Genomic DNA, 21,167 nt, shown 5'->3' on the forward strand with positions numbered 1-21,167 from the left:
GTGACCGTGGGCGCCGGCATGAGGCTCCGCGACCTCAACCGCGCGCTCGACCAGATCGGCCTCGCGCTCCCCAACATGGGCGACGTCGACCCGCAGACGGTGTCAGGCGCCACCTCCACCGGCACCCACGGCACAGGGGCGCGACTCACCGGCATCGCGGGCGCGATCGCAGGTCTGGAGATCGTCACCGGCGACGGCACCGTCTTGACCGTGAGCCCCGACGACCACGAGCTGTTCGGCGCCGCACGCGTCGGTCTCGGCGCGCTCGGCATCATCACGTCGCTGACCTTCGCCTGCGTCCCGTCGTTCCTCCTACGCGCCCGGGAGGAGCCGATGCGTCTCCCCGACGTGGTCGCCGGGCTCGACGCGCTCGTCGAGGACAACGACCACTTCGAGTTCTACTGGTTCCCGCACACCGACCGCGCGCTGGTCAAGCGCAACAACCGTGTCCCTGAGGGCACCGAGCGTCAGCCGCTGTCCAAGGCGCGCTTCCTCATCGACGACGAGGTGCTGTCCAACGGGCTCTTCGAGGTCGTCAACCGCATCGGGACCCATCAGCCGCGGTGGATCCCGCGGCTCAACGCGCTCTCCGGCCGCGCCCTCGGCGCCCGCGAGTACACCGACCGGGCGCCCGCGGTCTTCATCTCTCCGCGCCGCGTGCGGTTCCGAGAGATGGAGTACGCCGTGCCGCGCGCCGCGCTGCCTGCCGTGCTGAGTGAGATCGACAGATGGGTCAACCGGTCTGGCGAGACGGTGTCGTTCCCGATCGAGGTGCGCTTCGCCGCTCCGGACGACATCTGGCTGTCGACGGGCTACGAGCGGGCCAACGCCTACGTCGCCGTTCACCAGTACCACCAGATGGACTACCGCCGCTATTTCGAGGGCGTCGAGGCGATCTTCGGCGAGCACGAGGGCCGGCCGCACTGGGGCAAGCTGCACACCCTCGAGCCCGATACGTTGCGCGCCCGCTATCCGCGCTTCGACGACTTCCGCTCCGTACGCGACCGGCTCGACCCGCAGCGGACGTTCACCAACGCCTACCTCGACCGGGTCCTCGGCTGAGGCCACACGTCGGCCGACGTCTCGCCTCGGCTGAGGCCACACGTCGGCCGACATCTCGGGCGACGGTCAGCGCCTCACCTTCGCGGTTCGCGTGGACCAGACCGACGTCGACTTGTAGCCGGAGCGCTTCACAGTGACCTTCACCCGCAGCCTCTTGCCACGGTCAGCCTTCTTGAGCTTGTAGACCCGCTTCGCACCGGCCTTGCCCTTGATGGCCTTCGCACCCCGGTACCAGCGGTAGGTGACCTTCGTCGGACGTGGCGACCACGTGCCCGCGGTGACCGACACCTTCTTGCCGACCTTCGCCTTGCCCTTGACCCGCGGCTTCTTCGTGACCACGAACGTCTTCGGCTTCGGCGGCGCCGGCTTCGCCACCGCCGGTGGGTTCAGCGACGCGGGCGACCAGTGCGGCTGGGATCCACCCACGATCAGGAGTGACGGCTGCGGCGTGTCGCACGAGCTCAGACCTCGCTTGACCCAGATGCCGTCCGGCTCCTCCCACGCGAGGCCCTGGCTGTCCGGGCTGAAGGTCGGACCGGCGAACCCCGCAGCCTCGTTCGTGTTGCACAGCGCGGTCGGCGGCGCCGGAGGCGTTCCCGTCCTCGCGTTCCCTCGGACGGTGTACCAGGCGATCTGCGTCGAGTCGCCGTACCCGCGGACGGCCGCGAGGTACTTGCCGTCTCGGCTCAGCTCCGAGTCCCCGAGATCCGTCGAGGCGGCGAACACGTCGTCGTCGTTGAACCACAGCTTCGGGGTCGTCGTGAGGTCGTGCAGCATGACGTGAGAGCCGTAGCCGCCGCCCTGCAGCGTGCGGGTGCCGCTCACCCAGGACGGGTTCCGGAAGTACGTGCTCCGCCCGGCCGACTGATACCTGCCGGCCGCGGTGTAGCCGGTCGCCGAGCGGATCCCGCAGCTCACCCCGACCGGACACTGGTACGCCGACACCGACCAGGCGATCGTGCTGCCGTCGGGAGAGATGACGCTGTCGGGGACGCCGTCGACAGGGCTTCCCGCCGACCCGGGGAGCGGGGGCGGGTCGATCCGGTTGAGGACGACGCCGTTCTGGCGCATCCGGACGATCGAGTAGCCCTTCGACACGGCGACGATGCCGGCGTCGGACATCGACGGGGACGAGTACGGCGAGCCGGCGGTGCCGTCCGTGGTCACCCGGTGGTGGCGCCGACCGTCGGCGGTGGAGATCCAGACGTTGTGCGCCTTGATGTAGACGAGCGTGCCGGTCGCGCCGACGGCGGCCGGGGCGACAGCGGACTGGTTCACTGCGGGCGTCGCCGAGGCCGAGGCAGGTGTTGCGGTTAACGCGCCGGCCGCCAACGCCAGGGCCGCGATCGTCGTCAGGGCACGCATCGTTGTTCCTCCAGGTGTGGTTGTGGGTCGGGTCCCACGATGACCCGCCGCCCACCACCGCCACATCGTCCGGACGGAGTAGCCCTCTCCTCCTGCCGGACGGTTCAGAGGTCCGCGCGGGGCTCCAAGAATCCTGATTCGTAGGCGAGCACCACCGCCTGGACGCGGTCTCGCAGCCCTGTCTTGGCGAGGATCCGGGCGACGTGCGACTTCACCGTCAGCTCGCTCACCGTGAGCGCCACGGCGATCTCGGCGTTCGTCAGCCCGCGCGACATCAGCCCGAACACCTCGAGCTCACGCTCGGTCAGGTCGTCCAGCGGGCTCGGCGTGCCGGTCGGGCGCGCCGTGCGCATGAACCGGCCGACGAGGCGGCGGGTGATCTCGCTGTCGAGCGACAGTGCGCCGGCATGGGCCTGACGTACGGCAGCGACGAGTTCCGCGCGCCCGGCCGTCTTGAGGAGGTAGCCGACTGCCCCGGCACCGAGGGCCGCCCCGACATGCTCGTCGAGGTCGAACGTCGTGAGCATGACGACCTTCGTCCGCGGGTTGGCGCGCGCTGTCAGTGTGACCCCCTCGATGCCTCCCGTGCCGGGCATCTCCACGTCCATCAGGACCACGTCCGCGTCGAGCTCGCGCGAGGCCCGCGCTGCCTCGTGCCCGTCGCCCACCTCGGCGACGACCTCGATGCCAGGCTCCACCGACAAGATCGCGGCGAGACCCGAGCGCACGACCTCGTGGTCGTCGGCGAGCACGACACGGATCACCGGCCGATCTCCTCAGGCGTCGGTCGGACGACCGCGTGCGGCGTCGCAGGCTCACCCAGGGCCTGCGCGTGTATCGGGATCCGTGCACGCACCGAGAAGCCGGTGCCGGCGGGTGCGGCCCACAGCCGCCCACCAGCCCGTTCGACGAGCTCGGCCTGCGTCAGCAGCCCGAATCCCGTTCCTGGCGGCTCGCTGCGAGGCCGGTGTCCCCCGTCGTCGACGACGGTGACGCACACCTCACCGCCGATGCGACGCACCCGCAGCGAGACGCGGGCACCAGGGGCGTGCTTGGCGGCGTTGGCGAGCGCCTCGGCGACGACGTGGCGGGCTGCGGTCGTCGCCGCACGCTCGGCGACGGGCACCTCGATCCGGGCTTCGACCTGCAGCCCGAGGGCGTCCGCGTCGGCGAGGAGGCGGTCCCAGGGATCACCCTCGCCCGGCCCCTCGTCGTACAGCACCCGGCACAGCCGCTCGAGCTCGACGTCGGCCCGCGAGGCCGCATCCATGACCACATCCATCGACCGCTGCGCGCGGGCGGGGTCGGTCTCGGCGAGGGCCACGGCTGCTTCGGCGTGGACGGCGACGACGCCGATCATCCGGCTCACGTCGTCGTGAAGGTCACGGGCCAGGCCGCGCCCGACTGCGACGAGCATCGGCTCGGCCTGTCCCCACACCGCTTCCTCGTACGCCCGTGCCGTCGACGTCGCGTGATCTCTGTCCTGCACCACGTGGTGCCACACGAACGACGCGACCGCCACGAACGCGACGAGCGACCCCGTGACGAGAGGATAGAGCGAGTCCGGATGCGTGGGCGCGAGCACGACGGTCACGCCCAGGAGCGCGCACGCCGCCCACGTCCGACGGTCCTCCGCGGCCACGGCGGACCAGGCGAGCAGCCCCAGGGTGGTCAGCGTGGCGAGGCCGAGCACGAGCTCCGTCCCGGCCACCGCGGCGACGACGAAGGGGACAGTCGCCCCCAGGCACGCACGGCCGGGCGAGACGCTCCGCCACGGCAGCGCGACGACGCAGACGAGTCCGAGCCACGCCATCAGCCCGGCGTCGGGGATGACGCGTCCGACGATGACGGTGTCCATCGCGGCGACGGCTGCCACCGCAAGCGTCAGCGCGATGTCGGCTCGCAGTCGTGCTCGCCCGTGCCGCCCACGATCGCCCGTCGGATCGGCGCCCGCGGGGGTGGCGGGTTCGGGCGACCGGAGGGAGACGAGCAGCGTACGGAGGTCCCCGATCGTGGACTGAGCGAGCCCGTGCACGCTCCGCAGAGCGGCGACGTCGACCCGTCCCCCCGTGGCAAGCACGATCTCCCTGATCGCGGCGACCGATCCGCACAGCGTCGCCAGGACGTCGAGCTCCATCCGGCGCCGTTCTGCCGCGACGACCCGGGACACCCAGGTCTCCATGTCGCCGGCCCGCCATGCGCGCGACCGCGAGCGCGCCTCGTCGACCGTGCGGTCGGCGTGCCGCAAGGCGACGCCGAGGCCCCAGACGACGAGCTGGACCGCCATCCCGATCACGTGACCGGCGAACGGCATCTCGCTCGCCGCGATCGCCACCAGGAAGCACCCGATGACCGGCAGGCCCGCCCGGACCGTGGTCAGGCGGCCAAGAAGGAACGTGACGGTGATCCCGGCGAGGAGGACGGCAGGGTTGTCGGGCGGGATGCCCATCACGACGACGGCGACCTCGGCCAGCAGCACGATGAGCGCGCCGGGCACGACCCGTCGCACGCCCACGTACGAGCCCACACCGACCAGCGGGACGATCACCGCCTGCTCGAGCGGGCCACCCCAGAGCCATCCAACGGCCCACATCGCGCAGACGACCGGCAACCACGCACGCCAGAAGGGCACGACCGCCGAACGCATGCCTGGGATCGTAGGAGAGTCCGAGGGCCACGACAGCGGAACGTGCAAACGTCTTCTCGGGGGTTTCGACTGGCTTCGAGCGTTCCGTCCCGCGAGGCTAGGCGCATGCCGGTCCACGTCCTCTCCGCACGGCCCCGAAGCGGACTCGTCTCGCTACCGTGGCGCGAACCGCTGATCGACTGGCCAGAAGACCTCGATGTGTCCCTGCCGCGCGGCATCCACCGACACGTCGTGCGCTTCGTCCGCGTCGACGGCGCCGTGCTCGTCGTGAAGGAGACGACCGAGCACTACGCGCGCCGCGAGTACGGGCTGCTCCGCCACCTCGTACGCCTCGACCTCCCGACGGTGGAGCCGGTCGCGGTGGTGACCGGGCGGACGGCCAGGGACGGTTCGCCGCTGGGGGCGGCGCTGGTGACGGCGCACCTCCCGCACTCCCTCCCGTACCGCTCGCTGTTCGAGCACCCGTTGTCCGAGAACACGCTCGACGCCGTCATCGACGCGCTGGTCGTCCTGCTCGTACGTCTGCACGTGGACGGGTTCTTCTGGGGGGACTGCTCGTTGTCCAACACGCTGTTCCGCCGCAGCGCCGGCGAGTTCGCGGCGTACCTCGTCGACGCCGAGACCGGCGCGTTGCACGACACCCTGTCCGACGGGCAGCGCGGCGAGGACCTCGACCTGGTCCGTACGAACACCTTCGGAGAGCTGCTCGACCTGCAGGCCGGCGGGCTGCTCGACCCCAGCGTCGACCCGCACGCACTGGTCGACCACATCGTCGAACGGTACGGGGAGCTCTGGGAGGCGCTGACCGGCGTGGAGGAGTTCGGCCTCGACGACATGTGGCGCATCGAGCAGCGCATCGAGCAGCTCAACCAGCTCGGATTCGACGTCGACGAGCTCGACATCGTCACCGACTGGGACGGTGACAGCGTCCGCATCCAACCCAAGGTCGTCGAGCCCGACCACCACGCCCGACGACTGCAGGGCTTGACCGGTCTCGACCTCGAGGAGGCGCAGGCCCGGCGCCTGCTCAACGACCTCGACGCCTTCACCGGTGCGCACCAGCTTCAGCAGGAGGACGCGATGGTCGTCGCGCACCGCTGGCTCACCGAGGTGTGGGAGCCGCTCACGCGGATGATCCCCGAGGAGTACCGCGACGTCGTCGAGCCGGCGGAGTTCTTCCACGACGTGCTGGTCCACCGGTGGCACCTCTCGCAGCAGGCGGGGCACGAGGTCGAGATCTTCGAGGCCGCGGAGGACTACGTAGGTACCCAGCTCGCGGGCCAGGCGGCCACCATCCGCGCCGCGTCGGGAGGCGCCACCTCCCCGTGACGTCGCGCGGGGACGCCGACGCATACGTCGCCCGACGGCGGGTACCTGTGCGGCCGTCCCCCCGTCATGAAGGAGCAGCGATGACACGTCCCGACAGCCCTGACCGAGAGAGCCACCGCCCCACGGTCGACGACGTCGACCCGTCGGTCCTCGCGGTGAACTCCACCCCCGACACCGTCCGTACGCACGGCAACATGGACGAGACCGAGGTCGTCCAGCGCGGTGACGGAGCGGTCGGCCCTGTCGACGAGCTCGCCGACGTCCCCGAGGACGCCGAGCCGACCGACGTCACCCCTGCGGGTGAGGTCGACCCGGAGAACCTCTCCGGAGACGTCGACCCCGACACGGGCGATCAGCCCACCGCCTGAGCGGCAGCACGGCCGGCCGTACGCCCGGAGAAGAGGCACCCTCCGAGGAAGGTGCCCTCGAGCGCGCGGTAGCCGTGCACGCCACCTCCGCCGAACCCGGCGACCTCGCCGGCGGCGTACAGGCCCTCCAGCACGGAGCCGTCCTCACGCAGGACGCGCGCCTCGAGGTCGGTCTCCAGACCGCCCAGCGTCTTGCGCGTGATGACCCGCAGCCGGACCGCGATCAGCGGTCCGGCTGCGGGGTCGAGGATGCGGTGCGGCGCCGCCGTACGGATCAGCCTGTCGCCGCGGTACGCCCGAGCTCCGCGCAGCGCGACGACCTGCATGTCCTTGCCGAACGGGTTGTCGATCTCGCGGTCGCGCGCCTCGATCTGCCGCCGCATCGCCGCCGGCTCGAGCAACGGCTCGGGCGTCAACTTGTTCATCCCGTCGACGAGGTCCTCGAGCGTGTCGGCGACGACGAAGTCCTCGCCCCGCTGCTTGAACGCCTCCACCGGCGCAGGAGCGCCGGGCCGCACCCGTGACAGCACCGCACGGACGTCGCGTCCGGTGAGGTCGGGGTTCTGCTCCGACCCCGACAGCGCGAACTCCTTCTCGATGATCTTCTGCGTCAGCACGAACCAGCTGTGGTCGTAGCCGGTGGTCCGCAGGTGCTCCAGCGTGCCCAGGGTGTCGAACCCCGGATAGAGAGGCACAGGGAGGCGGTTGCCGCGCGCGTCGAACCACAGCGACGACGGGCCGGGCAGGATGCGGATGCCGTGACCGGGCCAGATCGGGTCCCAGTTCTTGATGCCCTCGACGTAGTGCCAGCCGCGGTCGGGGTTGATCATGTGCGCGCCGGACTCGATCGCGATCTGCTGCATGCGCCCGTCGACGTAGGCGGGGACACCGGTGAGCATGTCCTCCGGCGGGTTGCCCAGCCGTTCGGTCGGCCACGTCCTGCGGACCAGCTCGTGGTTGCCGCCGATCCCGCCGGAGGTCACCACCACGGCCTGGGCGGACAGTGCGAAGTCACCGTCCACGGTGCGGTTGCTGGCCACGCCACGAGGGGCTCCGTCGGGGGCGAGGACGGCACCGGTGATCCCGGTGACGGCACCGTCGGTGATGGTCAGACCGTCGACGCGGTGACGGAACCGGAAGGTGACCAGACCCTTGGCCACTCCGTCCCGGACCCGTCGCTCGAACGGCTCCACCACTCCAGGACCGGTGCCCCAGGTGATGTGGAAGCGCGGCACCGAGTTGCCGGGGCCCACCGCGCCATAGCCACCTCGCTCCGCCCAGCCGACGACGGGGAAGATCTTGAGGCCCTGCGCGCGAAGCCACGCCCGCTTCTCGCCCGCGGCGAAGTCGACGTACGCCTCCGCCCACCGTCGCGGCCAGGTGTCCTCGGGCCGGTCGAAGCCGGCGTTGCCCATCCAGTCCTGGAGCGCCAGCTCGTGAGAGTCCTTGATGCCCATGCGGCGCTGCTCAGGGGTGTCGACGAAGAAGAGTCCGCCAAACGACCAGAACGCCTGGCCGCCGAGGTTGGCCTCGGACTCTTGGTCGACGAGGATCACCCGCTTCCCCGCGTCGACCAGCTCCGCGGTGGCGGCGAGCCCGGCCAGACCCGCCCCGACGACGATCACATCAGCATCCATGCTGCTCATCGTACGGTCGAGATATGGGTCGGCGGGACGTCGCTGACGATCACGCGACCGCCGCTAGCGACCGCTCAGGCGCGACCGTCGGTGGCGACCAGCTTGGGTCGCCGGTCCTGATCGGGATCGAGCACGGCCGCCATCCGGTGGTAGGTCGCTCCTTCGCGGTGCCGCGACTGACGGTCCAGGGTCAGACCGAGCGCCACGTGCGCCCATCCGCTCGCGGGCTCGAGCTCGATGAGGCGACGGAACGCGTCCTCGGCCGGCCGGAGCAGCGCCGCGGCGAAGTAGGCACGCCCCAACAGCTCCCAGGCGGCCGCGCTGTCGGGGGCTTCGTCGACGACACCGGTCAGCATCTTGATCGCTTCGCGCGGATGGCGGTTGGCCACCATCTCCTCCGCGTGGCGGAAGCGGTCGTACAGCGGCATCTCGGCGATCATCGCATCGTTGAAGATCGGCTTGATGGTCAGGGGACGGAAGTCCTCGGTCATGCTGGCGCACCTCCTCGAGGCGTCGGTGTCACCCCTCCCAACGGCGCGACACGCGGCGTCATTCCCGAGGCTACGCCGAGCTCCTGGTCCCTCAGGTGATGTCGCGCCGGAGCGTCGTCCATCGACCGATCGCGGCGAGCACGACGCCGTACGCGAGGAACACCAGAGCGCCCGCCCAGCGGTCGAGCAGCTCCGACATGCCCAACGACGCGTAGGTGCTCGCTCCCACCAAGGCCTCCGACGCCGCGCCCGGGAGGAACTTCGCCACACCCTCGAGCGCGTCGACAGCACTGAACCCGACGCGGAGGATCGGCTCCACGAACTGGGTGAACGCGAGCACGACCACGATGGCCGCGACCTGGTTGGTGATGAGGCTCCCGACCCCGACACCGACGAATGCCCAGATCGCCAGTGCCACGACCGACAGGGCGATCGGAGCGAGGACGTCCCCCTCCGTCAGGAACGCGCCGTCACCGCGCAGGGAGAGGATCGGCGCGCCGCCCGCCACGCTGGCCGCCGTGCCGACCACACCGAACGCGAGTCCGATGACGGCGGCCGACACGAGCTTGGCGCCGAGGAAGACAGCGCGGCGAGGATCGCCGAGCAGCGATGGCGTGATCGTCTGGTAGCGGAACTCCGACGTCATCGACATGGCCCCGGCGAGCAGGGGGAAGACGTATCCGAGCCCGTTGCCGAGCGTATAGACGGTCAGCGCCGCGTCCACACCCCCGACAGGCGCCGTCCCTCCTGTCGGCGCGAGCGTGAGCGAGAACGCCATCACCACCGCGAGGAAGGCCATGTAGGCGGCCATGATCACGAGCAGCACCCACCAGAGGCGGGTGGTCGTCCACTTCCGGAGCTCGGAGGTGAGCGCGGCCCTCATGCGGCCACCTCCGCAGCCGCGGGAGCGCCGGTCGAGGTGGGCGTGCCGTCCTGGCCGGTGAGCGACAGGAACACGTCCTCCAGCTCGACCTCGCGCTGTGTCAGCGTGTGCAGCTCGACGCCGGCGCCGAACGCGGCCGCACCGACCTCCGCCGCGCTCACCTGGGAGACGTCGAAGCCGCGAACGCCTTCGCGTGACGCCGGGGCGTACGACCACCCTCGGTCGTCGAGGACCGCACGCAGCGCCTCGGCATCAGGGGAGACGACCTCGACGTGCCGCACCGCCATCGCCGCCAGCTCGGCCAGCGGGGAGGCGTGCACGAGCCTGCCCTGCGCGATGATCACCACGTCGTCGACGGTCTGCTGGACCTCCGACAGCACGTGGCTCGAGACGAGAACCGTACGGCCCTCTCCGGCGAAGAACCGCAACAGCTCGCGGAGCCACCGGATGCCGCCGGGGTCGAGGCCGTTGGCCGGCTCGTCGAGGATGAGAACGGGCGGGTCGCCCAGCAGCGTGGTCGCGAGCGCGAGCCGCTGGCGCATGCCGAGGGAGAACCCGCCGACGCGGCGGTCGGCCGCGTCCGCGAGGCCGACCATGGCGAGCAGCTCGCGGCACCGGGCGTCGGACACACCCATCGACGGTGCGAACACCCGCAGGTGGTCGAGCGCCGTCCGGCCCGGATGGAAGCTCGCGGCCTCCAGCGCGGCCCCGACAACCCGGCCGGGACGCTCGAGGTCGGCGTAGCGCCGACCGTCGATCGTCGCGCTTCCGGACGTGGGCGCCACGAGGCCGAGGAGCATCCGCAGCGTGGTGGTCTTGCCGGCTCCGTTGGGTCCGAGGAACCCGGTGACCGCGCCTGGCCGGACCTCGAAGGTGAGGTCGTCCACAGCGCGAACGGTGCCGAAGGTCTTGGTGAGACGGTCGACGGAGATCATCGCCGACCACGGTATCCGACGTCGGTGGTCGGCCGACCACCCCCTCGGGGTCTAGGCTCGCCGGTCATGAGCCAACCGGTCGATCGCCCCCAAGCGAGCCCTACGAAGCCGATCCCCACCTCCGACTCACGTTCCTACGACGCCGACCCCTACGGCCCGTCCTCCTCCGGATCCTCGTCCACCGACGGGGACGACACCCCCCGCCGCGGCGGGGCAGCCCGCCACGTCGTGAGCCTCCTGGCGGGACTCCTCCTGCCCCCGGTCGCGATCGTGGGCTTCGACTGGGCGTTCGGCCGCTACTGGTTCGATGCGACCAACTTCCGCTCCTTCAGCGACGGGGAGACGTGGCCGTTCGCGGTCGCGGCCGTCTCCGGCCTCCTCCTGCTCCTGACCGCCGCGGCGGGACGGCTGTCACCGGTCGGACCGATGATCGCCGCTGTCCTGTACGGCGCCGTCCCCGCCGCTGTGATCGTCCTGGCGCGCGAGGAGATCTTCCGTGCCGCCGCTGAGATCCGTGACTGGGACTGGCTCTATTCGCAGCCGCTGGTCAACCTGCCGCTCTACGGCTTCGTGCTCTTCCCCACGATCGCCGCACTGCTCCTGGGCACCGCGATCGCCTCTGCCGGTCGCCGGCGCTGACCGCCCGCACCACCCCGTACGGCCGACGCACGCGAGGCCCCGACCACCAGGTGGTCGGGGCCTCGCGTCGTGACGGCGGGTGTCGGGTCAGTCCTGGATGATCCAGGTGTCCTTGGCGCTGCCGCCCTGCGAGCTGTTGACGATGAGGCTGCCGGGGCCGGCGACGCGGGTCAGCGCGACCGGGACGGCCTTGACCTGACCCGGCTCGGTGCCGGTCACGTGCACGAACACGCGCAGATCGACGTGGCGCGGCTCCAGCCGGCCGTGGTCGAGCGTCGGGTGCGAGCTGAGCGCGACCGTCTCCTGCGCGACCCAGCCCTCGGTGTCACGGGCGATCTCCTTGCGCCGCCGCACGATCTCGCCCTGCGAGGCGAGCGGACCGACGAGCACGCCGTGACCGCCGTAGCCGTCGACGGGCTTGGTGACCAGCTCGTCGACCCGCTCGAGGACGATCTGCCGCTCGTCGTCGTCATCGGTGCGGTACGTCGGCACCGACTCGATGAGCGGACGCTCGTCGAGGTAGTAGCCGATGAGCTCGGGGACCACGCGGTAGGTCGCCTTGTCGTCGGCAACCCCGTTGCCCGGAGCGTTCGCGAGCACCACGGCTCCCGCCGCGGCCACGTCGATGATCTCGGCACCGAGCGCCCGACCGTCCTCCGTCGTCAATTCGCCGAGCTCCTCGTCCAGCCGGACGTAGATCCCGTCGACCGCGCGGTCACCGTCGACGAGGCGTACGCGGCCTTCACGGACGACGAGGTCCTCGCTCGTCGCCAGGACGAGACCGCCCTCCTTGGCGAGACGCTGGTGCTCGTACCACGAGACGCTGGACGGTCCGGTCGCGAGCAGGACGTTGGGGCGCCAGTCCCCCGCGCCGACACCGGCACGCTCGACGCAGGCCCGCAACGTCTGGCCGACCATCGGCAGCGACGCACGAGGATCGATGAGACCGGCCGGTCGCGGCATGTCCGGGACCACCGTGTCGAGCATCTCCCGCGCCGCGGCCGCATAGGCCAGGCCGCTGGGGTTGCGCAGGTTGTCCTCGAGCACCTGCCATTCGCCGCGGTCGTTGCGCACCAGGTCGAAGCCCATGATCGGCGCCCGCACCACCGCCTGCGGCAACCGGGTCCCGTCCTCGCGCCACCCCGGGCAGGAGTGGAGATCGGCTTCGGTCACGACGCCGTGAGCGAGCGCCCGACCCGGGCCGTACACGTCCTGGAGGAACATCTCCAGTGCGCGAGCGCGCTGCTCGAGGCCCTCGCTGAGCATCTCCCACTCGTGGGCGTTGATGATCCGCGGCACCAGGTCGACCTCGAACCGGTTGGTCTCGCCGTCGAGGACGACCGTGAGGCCCTCGTCGTCCGACCAGGTGTCGCGCTGGTGCTGGAGCTTCTCGAGGTCCTCGCGGCTCCGGTCGCGGATGTAGGCCATCACGTCGCTGTAGACGGGCCGCGGACGCGACCCGAGCCCGATCACCTCGTCACCGGCACGGGCCGGGTAGGACCGCAGTGCCGGAACCTCCGGCGGCAGCCCCGACGGCGGACCGTGCGTCTCGGCGACGACCTGGTCCATGACGTCGTCCAGCGACCCGCTCTCGGCGAAGGCGGCACGCTGACGGTCCGCCGAGGTGCCCTGCGCCAGGGTCCGCGCGGCGAGCTCGGAGACCTCGTCGTAGTCGCCGAGCTCCTCCAGCGCCGGGCGCAGTCGCTCGATCAGCGACCGGACCACGCCCGGGGCGGGGACCCGCTCGGCGTGCGTGCTCGGATCGAGCAGGCTGCCCGCCAGGCCCGCGCGGGCAGCCTGCCAGGTTGCCGCGCGCTGCAACGGCGCTGGCACCGGCGTGTACGGAACACCGCGCTCGATGTCGAGCTCGGCGGCCCGCACCATCGCGCGGAAGAGACCGGCGATCAAGATCGCGTCGTCCACCACCGGGCACGCGTCGGCCACCCGCAGCTCGAGCGTCGGCGCGTGCGACGACGGACGGACGTCGAAGTAGGCCATCTTGGCGTCGGCGATCACGCCGCTCGCGACCAGGTCGTCGAGGAGCGCCTCGTACTCCTTCGCCGACCCGAGCGGTGGCAGGGCCCCGGTGGTGGGCCAGCGCCCCCAGAGGATCGTGCGCATGCTCGCGTAGCCGGTGTCCTGCTCGTTCCAGTAGGGCGAGCTGGCCGAGAGCGCGAGCAGGGTCGGGAGGTCGCGGCCGATCCGCTGCGCGATGTCGATGGCGACGTCACGGTCGGAGACGCCGACGTGGATCTGCGTCCCGCAGATGAGCTGCTCGTTGACGAGCAACCGGTACTCCTGCTGCATCCGGCCGAACCGGCCGGTGGCGGTCAGCCCGAAGTCCTCGTCGTAGGAGGACCGCGGGGCCGTGCCGACGGCGGCGACGCCGATTCCCTCTGACTCGGCGACCGTGATCAGCTGCTTGCGCAAGGAGATGAGCTCCTCGCGAAGCCCGGCGAGACCCGTCACCACGTTGGTGTTGGTCTCGATCGTCGACCGCTGGAGCTCGGCCGAGAAGTTCTCACCCGGCAGCCGGGACAGCAGCCGCGGCGCGGATGGCGACAGCGTCCGGCTCTCGCGGTCGATCAGATGAAGCTCTTCTTCGGCCCCTAGTGTCAGCTCAGCAGTCATCCCTTAAACGTACGGGTTCCAGACGAGCGACAACGATTGCCGTTGTCCGACCGGGCCGTCGCTAAACCTGCCGACGCTGGTCGATCGCGTACAACGCGATGCCGGCTGCGACGCCCGCGTTCAGCGACTCCAGCGACGACGCCATCGGGATCGACACGAGCACGTCGCACGTCTCCGACACCAAGCGGGAGAGGCCCTTGCCCTCGCTCCCGACCACCAGGACGAGCGGGCCGTCGGCGAGGTCGAGATCGGGCAGGGAGACGTCGCCGTCGGCCGAGAGACCGGCGATCATCAGGCCTTGCTCGGCGTACGCCTTGAGCTGCCGTGTGAGATTGGTCGCCCGGGCCACCGGCACCCTTGCCGCGGCACCGGCGGACGTCTTCCATGCCGAGGCCGTCATGGATGCTGTGCGCCGCTCCGGGATCACCACCCCGTGTGCGCCGAAGCCGGCGGCGCTGCGGATCACCGCTCCCAGGTTGCGCGGGTCGGTGATGCCGTCGACGACGATGATCAGCGGCACCTCACCTGCCTCCTCGGCGGCGGCGAGCAGGTCGTCGGGGTGCGCGTACTCGTAGGGCGGGAGCTTGGCCGCGACGCCCTGGTGCACCGCGCCTTCGGTGAACCGGTCGAGCTCGGCCTTGGTCGCGTCCAGGATCGACAGGCGCTTGTCGACGGCGAGCGCGAGGATCTCGGTGATGCGGTCGTCGCGGTCGATGCCCTCGGCGACATAGAGCGTGCTCACCGGCACGTCGGCGCGCAGCAGCTCGACCACGGAGTTGCGTCCGGCTGCCCACTCGCTGGAGTCCCCGCGCTTGCGGGGTGCGGGCTGACGGCGCTTGTCGGCGGCGCGCGCCATCTTGTACTTCTTGTGGTTGGGTCGCTCCTCGGCCTTTGGGGTCGGCCCCTTGCCCTCAAGACCCCGGCGGCGGTGGCCGCCGGTCCCGACCGACGCACCCTTCTTGCCCTTGTTGATCGCGCCCCGGCGCTGGCTGTTCCCGGCCATCAGCTCACTGGTCCCTTGTTCGTCGCGTGGTCCCCGCCGACGGACCAGCGTGGTCCTGCGGGGGTGTCCTCGACCTCGACCCCAGCTGCCTTCAGCTGGTCGCGGACACGGTCCGCGGTGACGAAGTCCTTCTCTGTCCGGGCGGTCGCCCGCTGCTCCAGCAGCGCCTCGACGAGCGTCCCGAGTGCGGCGTGAGCCGCACCGGCGCCGTCTCCGCCGTCGTCCCACTGCGACGCGTACGGGTCGAGCCCCAGCACGTCAAGCATGCGCCGTACCGCCGAGAGCGTGCTCACCAGGGCATAGCGCTGCTCGTCGCCGGCCGCGAGCTGCTTGTTGCCGTCGCGGACCAGCTCCTGGACCTGGGCGAGCGCTGCGGGCACCGCCAGGTCGTCGTCCATCGCCTCCGCGAAGCCCGGCGTGACCGCACCGCCGAGCTCGCGCAGGTCGGTGCTGGCCCCTGTCGCCTCGGTCGCCCGGCGGACGAAACCCTCGATGCGCTGGTAGGTCGTCGCAGCGTCGGCGAGCGACTCCTCGGTGTAGTCGATCTCGGAGCGGTAGTGCGCGGCCACCAGGTAGTAGCGCACGTCGACCGGCCGGAAGCGCTTGACCACCTCGCTCACCAGCAGGGAGTTGCCGACCGACTTGCTCATCTTCTCGCCCCCGATGCGGACGAGCTGGTTGTGCATCCAGGACCGGGAGAACGGCATGCCGGCCGCTCGGGCCTGAGCGAGCTCGTTCTCGTGGTGGGGGAAGCGCAGGTCGATGCCGCCGCCGTGGATGTCGAACTCGGGGCCGAGGTACTTCGTGGCCATCGCCGAGCACTCGATGTGCCAGCCGGGGCGGCCACGACCCCACGGCGAGGGCCACGACGCCGTCTCCGGCTCCCCCTCCTTGTGCCCCTTCCAGAGCGCGAAGTCGCGCGGGTCGCGCTTGCCGCGCGGGTCGGCGTCCTCGGCGTCGCGCATGTCGTCGAGCTTCTGGTGCGACAGCTCGCCGTAGTCGGGCCACGAGCGCACGTCGAAGTAGACGTCGCCCGAGCCGTCTGGCGCGGCGTAGGCGTGGCCGCGGTCGATCAGGGTCTCCACGAGCTCGATGATCTCGGGGACGTGCCCGGTCGCGCGGGGCTCGTACGTCGGCGGGAGGCAGCCCAGCACGTCGTAGGCGGCGTGCAGGGCGCGCTCGTTCTCGTAGGCGACGGCCCACCACGGCCGGTCCTGCTCGGCGCCCTTGACGAGGATCTTGTCGTCGATGTCGGTGACGTTGGCGACCAGCGTGACCTCGAGGCCCTCGTGGGTCAGCCAGCGCCGCAGCACGTCGAAGGCCACCTCCTTGCGGATGTGGCCGAGGTGTGGCGGGCCCTGGACCGTGAGCCCACAGTGATAGATGCCGACCCGTCCGGGGACGAGGGGCTCGAGGGCGTGGGTCTGCATGGTCGCAGAGTCGTAGAGGCGCACGGTCACGCTGACCAGAGTAGTGGCTTGCCCTGATCCGACTTAGCATCGATCAATGCGCAACCGTACGGTTCGTACCTCGCTCGTCCTCGCCAGCGCCCTGACCAGTGCCGGCCTGGTGGCGGGCACCATGACCGCCCCGGCGCAGGCCGCGGCCCCGCGCATCGCCTCGCAGCGGTGGACGACCTCGGGGCAGCTGTCGACCGGGAGCACCGCCGGCACGAGCGTCAGCGGTGGCGCAGTGCGGTTCTCGCGTGCAACCGGCCGCACCAGGCTCGCCGGGCGCACCTACGAGAAGGCCCGCTGGACCTCGGCCTGGTCGTCGACCGGTTTCGGTGCCGACGAGGTGGTGCCGTCCTGGAACGCGCGCACCCCCGGCAGGTCCGCCCTGATCGTCTCCGTGCGGGTGCGGACGACGAACGGGCGCACCGGGAGCTGGGACACCCTCGGACGGTGGGCAGAGAAGGAGAGCACGGTCCGCCGCACGTCGGGGCCGGCCCAGTCCGACGACGTCGCCCGTGTCGTGACCGATGCCGTCCGGGCGAACGGGAGCGCGCGCGTCGCGGCCTGGCAGGTGCGCGTCACCCTGCTCCGCCCGGTGAGGTCGAGGGCGAAGCCTCGCCTGCTCTCGGTCGGCGCCGTCGCGTCGGCCGCGGCGAGGTCGGCGAGACCGGTGTCGGCGACCACGATGAGGCGGACGGTCGAGCTCGCCGTCCCGCGGTACTCGCAGATGGTGCACCGCGGTCAGTACCGCCAGTACGACGGAGGCGGAGCCGCGTGGTGCTCCCCCACCTCGACCACGATGGTCCTGCGCAGTCTGGGCAGAGGGCCGACGAAGGCGCAGTACGCGTGGGTCCGACGCGGGATCAGGCAACGCTTCGTCGTGCACGGCGCCCGCCGGACGTACGACGTCCGCTACGGGGGCACGGGCAACTGGGGCTTCAACACCGCTTATGCCGGCACCCGGGGTGCCGACGCGTTCGTCGCGCGACTGTCCTCGCTGCGCGACGCCGAGGCGTTCGTGAGGGCGGGGATCCCGTTGGTGGTGTCGGTCGCCTTCGGCCGTGGCGGTCTGACCGGTGCGCCGATCCGCTCCACCGCCGGCCACCTCTTCGTGATCCGCGGGTTCACCGCCACGGGTGACGTCATCGTCAACGACCCTGCCGCTCCCCGGGTCTCGAGCGTCCGGCGCGTGTATCGCCGGGCCCAGCTCGAGCGGGCGTGGCTGCGCGGCAGCGGCGGCACGGCGTACGTGATCCGGACGGGCAGGGCGCTGCCGACGATCACCGGTCACCGCTGGTGAGGACGAGCCGGTACGACGCGACGGGCATGCCGCCGGCCAGCGTGGGTAACGATCGGCCATGACTGAACAGGACAGGATCACCGCCATCCAGGCCGTCGTCGACCGCGTGACCTCGTGGCAGGACGGCGCGACCGAGGGCACGGTCGAGGACGAGCTGCGCCGCGGCGTCGAGGAGGTCGGCGTCGAGATCAGCGACGACGAGATCCGGCGTCTCGCCGACGTCATCCAGGACCGTCACGGGGCGGTCTCGGCGGCCGAGGTCCTCTCGGCCGGCTGACCCGAGGGGCGCGCGGCCCGCCGGTCGCCCGCTCGACCGGACGGCGCGCGATGATGGCCCCATGGCGCACTCCCCGATCCCCCGCGTCGGCACCGGCACCGACGTCCACGCGTACGAGGCCGGACGACCCATGTGGTGCGCCGGACTGCTGTGGCCCGACGAACCGGCAGGACTCGCGGGGCACTCCGACGCCGACGTGGTCGCTCACGCCGTGTGCGACGCCTTGCTCGCAGCGTCGGGACTCGGCGACCTCGGGAGCAACTACGGGACGTCCGATCCGGAGTGGGCCGGCGCCTCCGGCGTCGCGTTCGTCACCGAGACCGCCCGCAGGGTCGTCGACGCCGGGTTCACGATCGGCAACGTGAGCGTCCAGCTCGTCGGCAACCGACCCAAGGTCGGGACGCGGCGCGACGAGGCGCAGCGGGTGCTCTCGGACGCCGTCGGAGCGCCGGTGAGCGTGTCCGGGACGACGACCGACGGGCTCGGTCTCACCGGGCGCGGAGAGGGTGCCGCGGCGATCGCCACGGCGATCGTCATCCCCGTACGGTGATGCACACCTCGGCAAATCCATTGACGAGACGCACCGGATAGAGCGCGAGTCTGGTCATCGGGTCGTCGATGCAGACGCCGGTCTCGAGGTCGAACAGCTCTCGACCCGCCGGTGCGGCCAGGAGGGTCCGCCCGTCTCGCTCGACGACCAGGCCCCGGGCCATCGTCTGGGTCCCGGAGTAGGGATCGCGGTTGCCGACGGCACGAAGCTCTCGCTCACCGGTCTTGAACAGCGCCACCTGCTTGCCGCGGACGAGTGCGGAGACACCGATGCCCACGACGAGCTCTCCCGCGTCGCACACCTTGACCCAGGTCGCCACTCCGCCCGACGTCGCCATGCCGCGACGCTAGGCAGCGCGGGTTTCGTACCGGTTACGGCACGCAACAGCCGGAATAAGAAACGCCGTCGCACGACGAAGCCGCTGCCATAGTCACGGCAGCGGCTTCGTCACGAGTGGTCGAGGACCACGATCAGGTCAGGACGCGAGCACCTCGTCGAGCAGCGTCTCGGCCTTGTCCTCGTTGGTGTTCTCGGCGAGCGCGAGCTCGGAGACGAGGATCTGACGCGCCTTGGCCAGCATCCGCTTCTCGCCTGCCGAGAGACCCCGGTCGCGTTCGCGGCGCCACAGGTCACGCACGACCTCGGCGACCTTCATCACGTCACCGGAGTGCAGCTTCTCGAGATTGGCCTTGTAACGACGGGACCAGTTGGTCGGCTCCTCCGCGTGCTCCGCCCGAAGCACACCGAAGACCCGGTCCAGCCCCTCCTTGTCCACCACGTCGCGCACCCCGACCAGGTCGAGATTGCACGCCGGCACCCGTACGACGAGATCGTTCTGGGCGACGATGCGCAGCACGAGGTACTGACGCTCTTCGCCCTTGATCGTGCGGACTTCGATGTCCTCGATGACCGCCGCACCGTGATTGGGGTAGACAACCGTTTCGCCAACAGTGAAAGTCATATGTCCATAGCCCTTTCTTAGGTGACTAGGGTAACACGGGGAACCACAGCCCTCCGGATCGTTTCTGCAGGTCAGGAGCCTCATCGGGACTTGACAAAGTCTCGCCGGAGTGGCAGTCGAGGGTGTCCGCACGACCTCGTCGCACGGCCCGGGCGGCCCGCGGATACGCTGGGTGCGTCGCCGCGCACCACCTGGTCGCGCTCGTAGGAATGAAGAAAGGGTCGGGCTGTGCTCACTCGCTCCCGCCGTGCTCTCGCCACCGCCGTCGTCGGCGGACTCGCTGTCCTCCTCGCAGGATGTGGCACCGGCTTCGAGGCACAGACCAACTCCGTCTACGAGGCCAGCGTCGGCACCGACGACCGCTCGAGCGACGTCCAGGTGCTCAACGCGCTCTTCGTGAAGAACGACGACGGCTCCGGGACCCTGTCAGCCGGCCTGGTCAACCAGACGCTGAAGGCCGACCGGCTTGTCGAGGTCGAGGTCAGCACGCTCGACGGCACACCGGTCGACGTCACCTTCGACGGTCCCGTGCCGGTCCCGGCCCGCCGTCTGGAGACGCTCGGCACCAAGCCTCAGGTGGTCATCGAGGGCTCGGAGCTCTTCGCCGGCCAGTTCCTCGTGATCACCTACACGTTCGCCAACGCCGGTGACGTCGACATGCAGCTCCCCATCGTGACCCGGATCCCGATGTACGACTCGGTGGCCGAGCCGGGCGCGAGCACCCCCACCAGCCCCGCCACGCCGAAGGCGTCCTCGGCCGTCGACCAGGACACCCCCGGCGAAGAGGACGAGGGCGCCGGCACCGACTGAGGTCGGGTCGCTACTGCGCGACCTGGTCGCGGAGCCACGCGATGTCGTCGCCGGTCTGGTCGTCGGCGTGGGTCTCGATGATGACCGGCGCACCAGCCGAGCGGACCACGTCCACGAGCAGCTCCGGCGGGATCGTCCCTGCCGTCAGGTGAGCGTGGCGGTCGGCTCCTGAGTCGAAGGCGTCGCGGCTGTTGTTGCAGTGCACGAGGTCGATCCTGCCCGTCACCGCCGTGATCCGGTCGACGATGCCCTCGAGCTCGATGCCGCCCGCCCAGGCGTGGCAGGTGTCGAGGCAGAAGCCCCACGAGTCTCCGGCACCGCCGGCCTGGATCGCCTCCCACGTCCGCTCGATCCGCTCGAACCGTCGCGCCATCGAGTAGTCGCCTCCCGCGGTGTTCTCGAGGAGCACCGGCACCTTGGCGTCGATCGCCTCGACGGCCTTGCGCCAGTTGTCGAACCCCTTGTCGAGGTCGTCCTCGGAATCGACGTAGCCGCCGTGGAGGATCACCCCCGCGGCACCGATCGCGGCGGCACCGTCGACGGCGTTCTGGACGAGCTTGCGGCTGGGGATGCGCACGCGGTTGTTGAGGCTCGCCACGTTGAGCAGGTAGGGAGCGTGGACGTAGAGCGGGACGTCTCGCGCCGCCGCGTCGTCACGGAGCCCGTCGGCGCCGCCGGCGTACTCGTACTTCGGCCACTTCCAGCTCTGCGGGTCGCCCAAGAACATCTGGGCGACGTCGGCGCCGACCCGGTCGACGTCGTCGAAGGGGTGGGCCTGGTCGACGTGGGTCCCGATCCGTGTCTTCATGCGATCAGCCTAGGGGC

At 70.9% G+C, this 21,167-nt stretch carries 21 protein-coding genes; 8 read left to right on the forward strand and 13 right to left on the reverse strand.

Annotated elements, in window-relative coordinates:
- Positions 1-1,062: D-arabinono-1,4-lactone oxidase (locus tag PV363_RS02405; RefSeq protein ID WP_301021606.1), on the forward strand; the 1,062-nt coding region annotated here is incomplete at its 5' end.
- Between the two features lie 66 nt (positions 1,063-1,128).
- Here the strand turns inward: PV363_RS02405 and PV363_RS02410 are convergent.
- From PV363_RS02410 to PV363_RS02420, 3 genes are all read right to left on the reverse strand, one after another.
- Positions 1,129-2,427 (reverse strand): hypothetical protein, encoded by a 1,299-nt coding sequence (locus PV363_RS02410; RefSeq protein WP_220346052.1) that lies wholly within the window; start codon positions 2,425-2,427, stop codon positions 1,129-1,131.
- A gap of 104 nt (positions 2,428-2,531) precedes the next feature.
- Positions 2,532-3,191 (reverse strand): response regulator transcription factor, encoded by a 660-nt coding sequence (locus tag PV363_RS02415; protein ID WP_220346051.1) that lies wholly within the window; start codon positions 3,189-3,191, stop codon positions 2,532-2,534.
- Positions 3,188-5,074, reverse strand: coding sequence for a sensor histidine kinase (locus tag PV363_RS02420; protein WP_301021607.1), 1,887 nt, complete (start codon positions 5,072-5,074; stop codon positions 3,188-3,190). Before PV363_RS02420 ends, PV363_RS02415 begins: the two co-directional genes overlap by 4 nt.
- 105 nt (positions 5,075-5,179) lie before the next feature.
- Between PV363_RS02420 and PV363_RS02425 the strand changes: the two genes are divergently transcribed.
- Both PV363_RS02425 and PV363_RS02430 read left to right on the forward strand, forming a co-directional pair.
- On the forward strand, positions 5,180-6,403 hold the full coding sequence (locus PV363_RS02425; protein ID WP_301021608.1) for a DUF4032 domain-containing protein: 1,224 nt from the start codon (positions 5,180-5,182) through the stop codon (positions 6,401-6,403).
- A gap of 80 nt (positions 6,404-6,483) precedes the next feature.
- Positions 6,484-6,771: a hypothetical protein gene (locus tag PV363_RS02430; protein WP_220366272.1), complete on the forward strand. Its 288-nt coding sequence runs from the start codon at positions 6,484-6,486 to the stop codon at positions 6,769-6,771.
- On the opposite strand, the gene PV363_RS02435 is transcribed toward PV363_RS02430, so the two are convergent.
- The 4 genes from PV363_RS02435 to PV363_RS02450 all read right to left on the reverse strand — a co-directional run bounded on the left by PV363_RS02435 (position 6,756) and on the right by PV363_RS02450 (position 10,717).
- Positions 6,756-8,408, reverse strand: coding sequence for an FAD-binding dehydrogenase (locus tag PV363_RS02435; RefSeq protein WP_220343382.1), 1,653 nt, complete (start codon positions 8,406-8,408; stop codon positions 6,756-6,758). The two genes, PV363_RS02430 and PV363_RS02435, sit on opposite strands and share 16 nt — an antisense overlap.
- A 74-nt stretch (positions 8,409-8,482) precedes the next feature.
- Positions 8,483-8,899, reverse strand: coding sequence for a tetratricopeptide repeat protein (locus PV363_RS02440; RefSeq protein ID WP_220343381.1), 417 nt, complete (start codon positions 8,897-8,899; stop codon positions 8,483-8,485).
- Between the two features lie 91 nt (positions 8,900-8,990).
- Entirely contained in the window at positions 8,991-9,782 is a 792-nt protein-coding gene (locus PV363_RS02445; protein WP_301021609.1) for an ABC transporter permease, read from the reverse strand.
- Entirely contained in the window at positions 9,779-10,717 is a 939-nt protein-coding gene (locus PV363_RS02450; RefSeq protein WP_301021610.1) for an ABC transporter ATP-binding protein, read from the reverse strand. The genes PV363_RS02445 and PV363_RS02450 overlap by 4 nt, the downstream gene beginning before the upstream one ends.
- Positions 10,718-10,783: 66 nt before the next feature.
- Here PV363_RS02450 and PV363_RS02455 point away from each other — a divergent pair, with 66 nt between their 5' ends.
- Positions 10,784-11,356, forward strand: a complete 573-nt coding sequence (locus tag PV363_RS02455) for a hypothetical protein (protein ID WP_220346046.1) — start codon at positions 10,784-10,786, stop codon at positions 11,354-11,356.
- Positions 11,357-11,443: 87 nt separating this feature from the next.
- On the opposite strand, the gene PV363_RS02460 is transcribed toward PV363_RS02455, so the two are convergent.
- From PV363_RS02460 to cysS, 3 genes are all read right to left on the reverse strand, one after another.
- Positions 11,444-13,987, reverse strand: a complete 2,544-nt coding sequence (locus PV363_RS02460; protein WP_301021611.1) for a carboxylate--amine ligase/circularly permuted type 2 ATP-grasp protein — start codon at positions 13,985-13,987, stop codon at positions 11,444-11,446.
- Between the two features lie 61 nt (positions 13,988-14,048).
- A complete protein-coding gene (rlmB, locus tag PV363_RS02465; RefSeq protein WP_220343376.1) occupies positions 14,049-14,990 on the reverse strand; it encodes a 23S rRNA (guanosine(2251)-2'-O)-methyltransferase RlmB in 942 nt (313 codons plus the stop codon).
- A complete protein-coding gene (gene cysS / locus PV363_RS02470) occupies positions 14,990-16,450 on the reverse strand; it encodes a cysteine--tRNA ligase (RefSeq protein WP_220343375.1) in 1,461 nt (486 codons plus the stop codon). Before cysS ends, rlmB begins: the two co-directional genes overlap by 1 nt.
- Positions 16,451-16,496: 46 nt before the next feature.
- Here cysS and PV363_RS02475 point away from each other — a divergent pair, with 46 nt between their 5' ends.
- The 3 genes from PV363_RS02475 (at position 16,497) to ispF (ending at position 18,571) form a co-directional block, all read left to right on the forward strand.
- A complete protein-coding gene (locus PV363_RS02475) occupies positions 16,497-17,744 on the forward strand; it encodes a C39 family peptidase (protein WP_220343374.1) in 1,248 nt (415 codons plus the stop codon).
- 58 nt (positions 17,745-17,802) lie between these two features.
- Complete coding sequence (locus PV363_RS02480) at positions 17,803-18,021, forward strand: hypothetical protein (protein ID WP_220343373.1); 219 nt, start codon at positions 17,803-17,805, stop codon at positions 18,019-18,021.
- A gap of 61 nt (positions 18,022-18,082) precedes the next feature.
- Positions 18,083-18,571 (forward strand): 2-C-methyl-D-erythritol 2,4-cyclodiphosphate synthase, encoded by a 489-nt coding sequence (gene ispF, locus PV363_RS02485; protein ID WP_220343372.1) that lies wholly within the window; start codon positions 18,083-18,085, stop codon positions 18,569-18,571.
- On the opposite strand, the gene PV363_RS02490 is transcribed toward ispF, so the two are convergent.
- Positions 18,555-18,908 (reverse strand): nitrite reductase (NAD(P)H) small subunit, encoded by a 354-nt coding sequence (locus tag PV363_RS02490; protein ID WP_220343371.1) that lies wholly within the window; start codon positions 18,906-18,908, stop codon positions 18,555-18,557. The genes ispF and PV363_RS02490 overlap by 17 nt on opposite strands.
- A gap of 138 nt (positions 18,909-19,046) precedes the next feature.
- The gene (locus tag PV363_RS02495; RefSeq protein ID WP_220343370.1) at positions 19,047-19,532 is read right to left on the reverse strand and encodes a CarD family transcriptional regulator; all 486 of its coding nucleotides are present in this window, start codon (positions 19,530-19,532) and stop codon (positions 19,047-19,049) included.
- Positions 19,533-19,760: 228 nt separating this feature from the next.
- Here PV363_RS02495 and PV363_RS02500 point away from each other — a divergent pair, with 228 nt between their 5' ends.
- A complete protein-coding gene (locus tag PV363_RS02500) occupies positions 19,761-20,342 on the forward strand; it encodes a hypothetical protein (RefSeq protein ID WP_220366279.1) in 582 nt (193 codons plus the stop codon).
- A 10-nt stretch (positions 20,343-20,352) separates the two neighbouring features.
- Here the strand turns inward: PV363_RS02500 and PV363_RS02505 are convergent, their stop codons facing one another.
- Positions 20,353-21,150 carry a deoxyribonuclease IV gene (locus PV363_RS02505; RefSeq protein ID WP_301021612.1) on the reverse strand — a complete coding sequence of 266 codons (798 nt, stop codon included), beginning with the start codon at positions 21,148-21,150 and terminating at the stop codon, positions 20,353-20,355.
- Positions 21,151-21,167 lie beyond the last annotated feature (17 nt).

Origin of the sequence: Mumia sp. (assembly GCF_028803055.1) — a bacterium.
In the GTDB taxonomy this organism is placed as follows: Bacteria; Actinomycetota; Actinomycetes; order Propionibacteriales; family Nocardioidaceae; genus Mumia.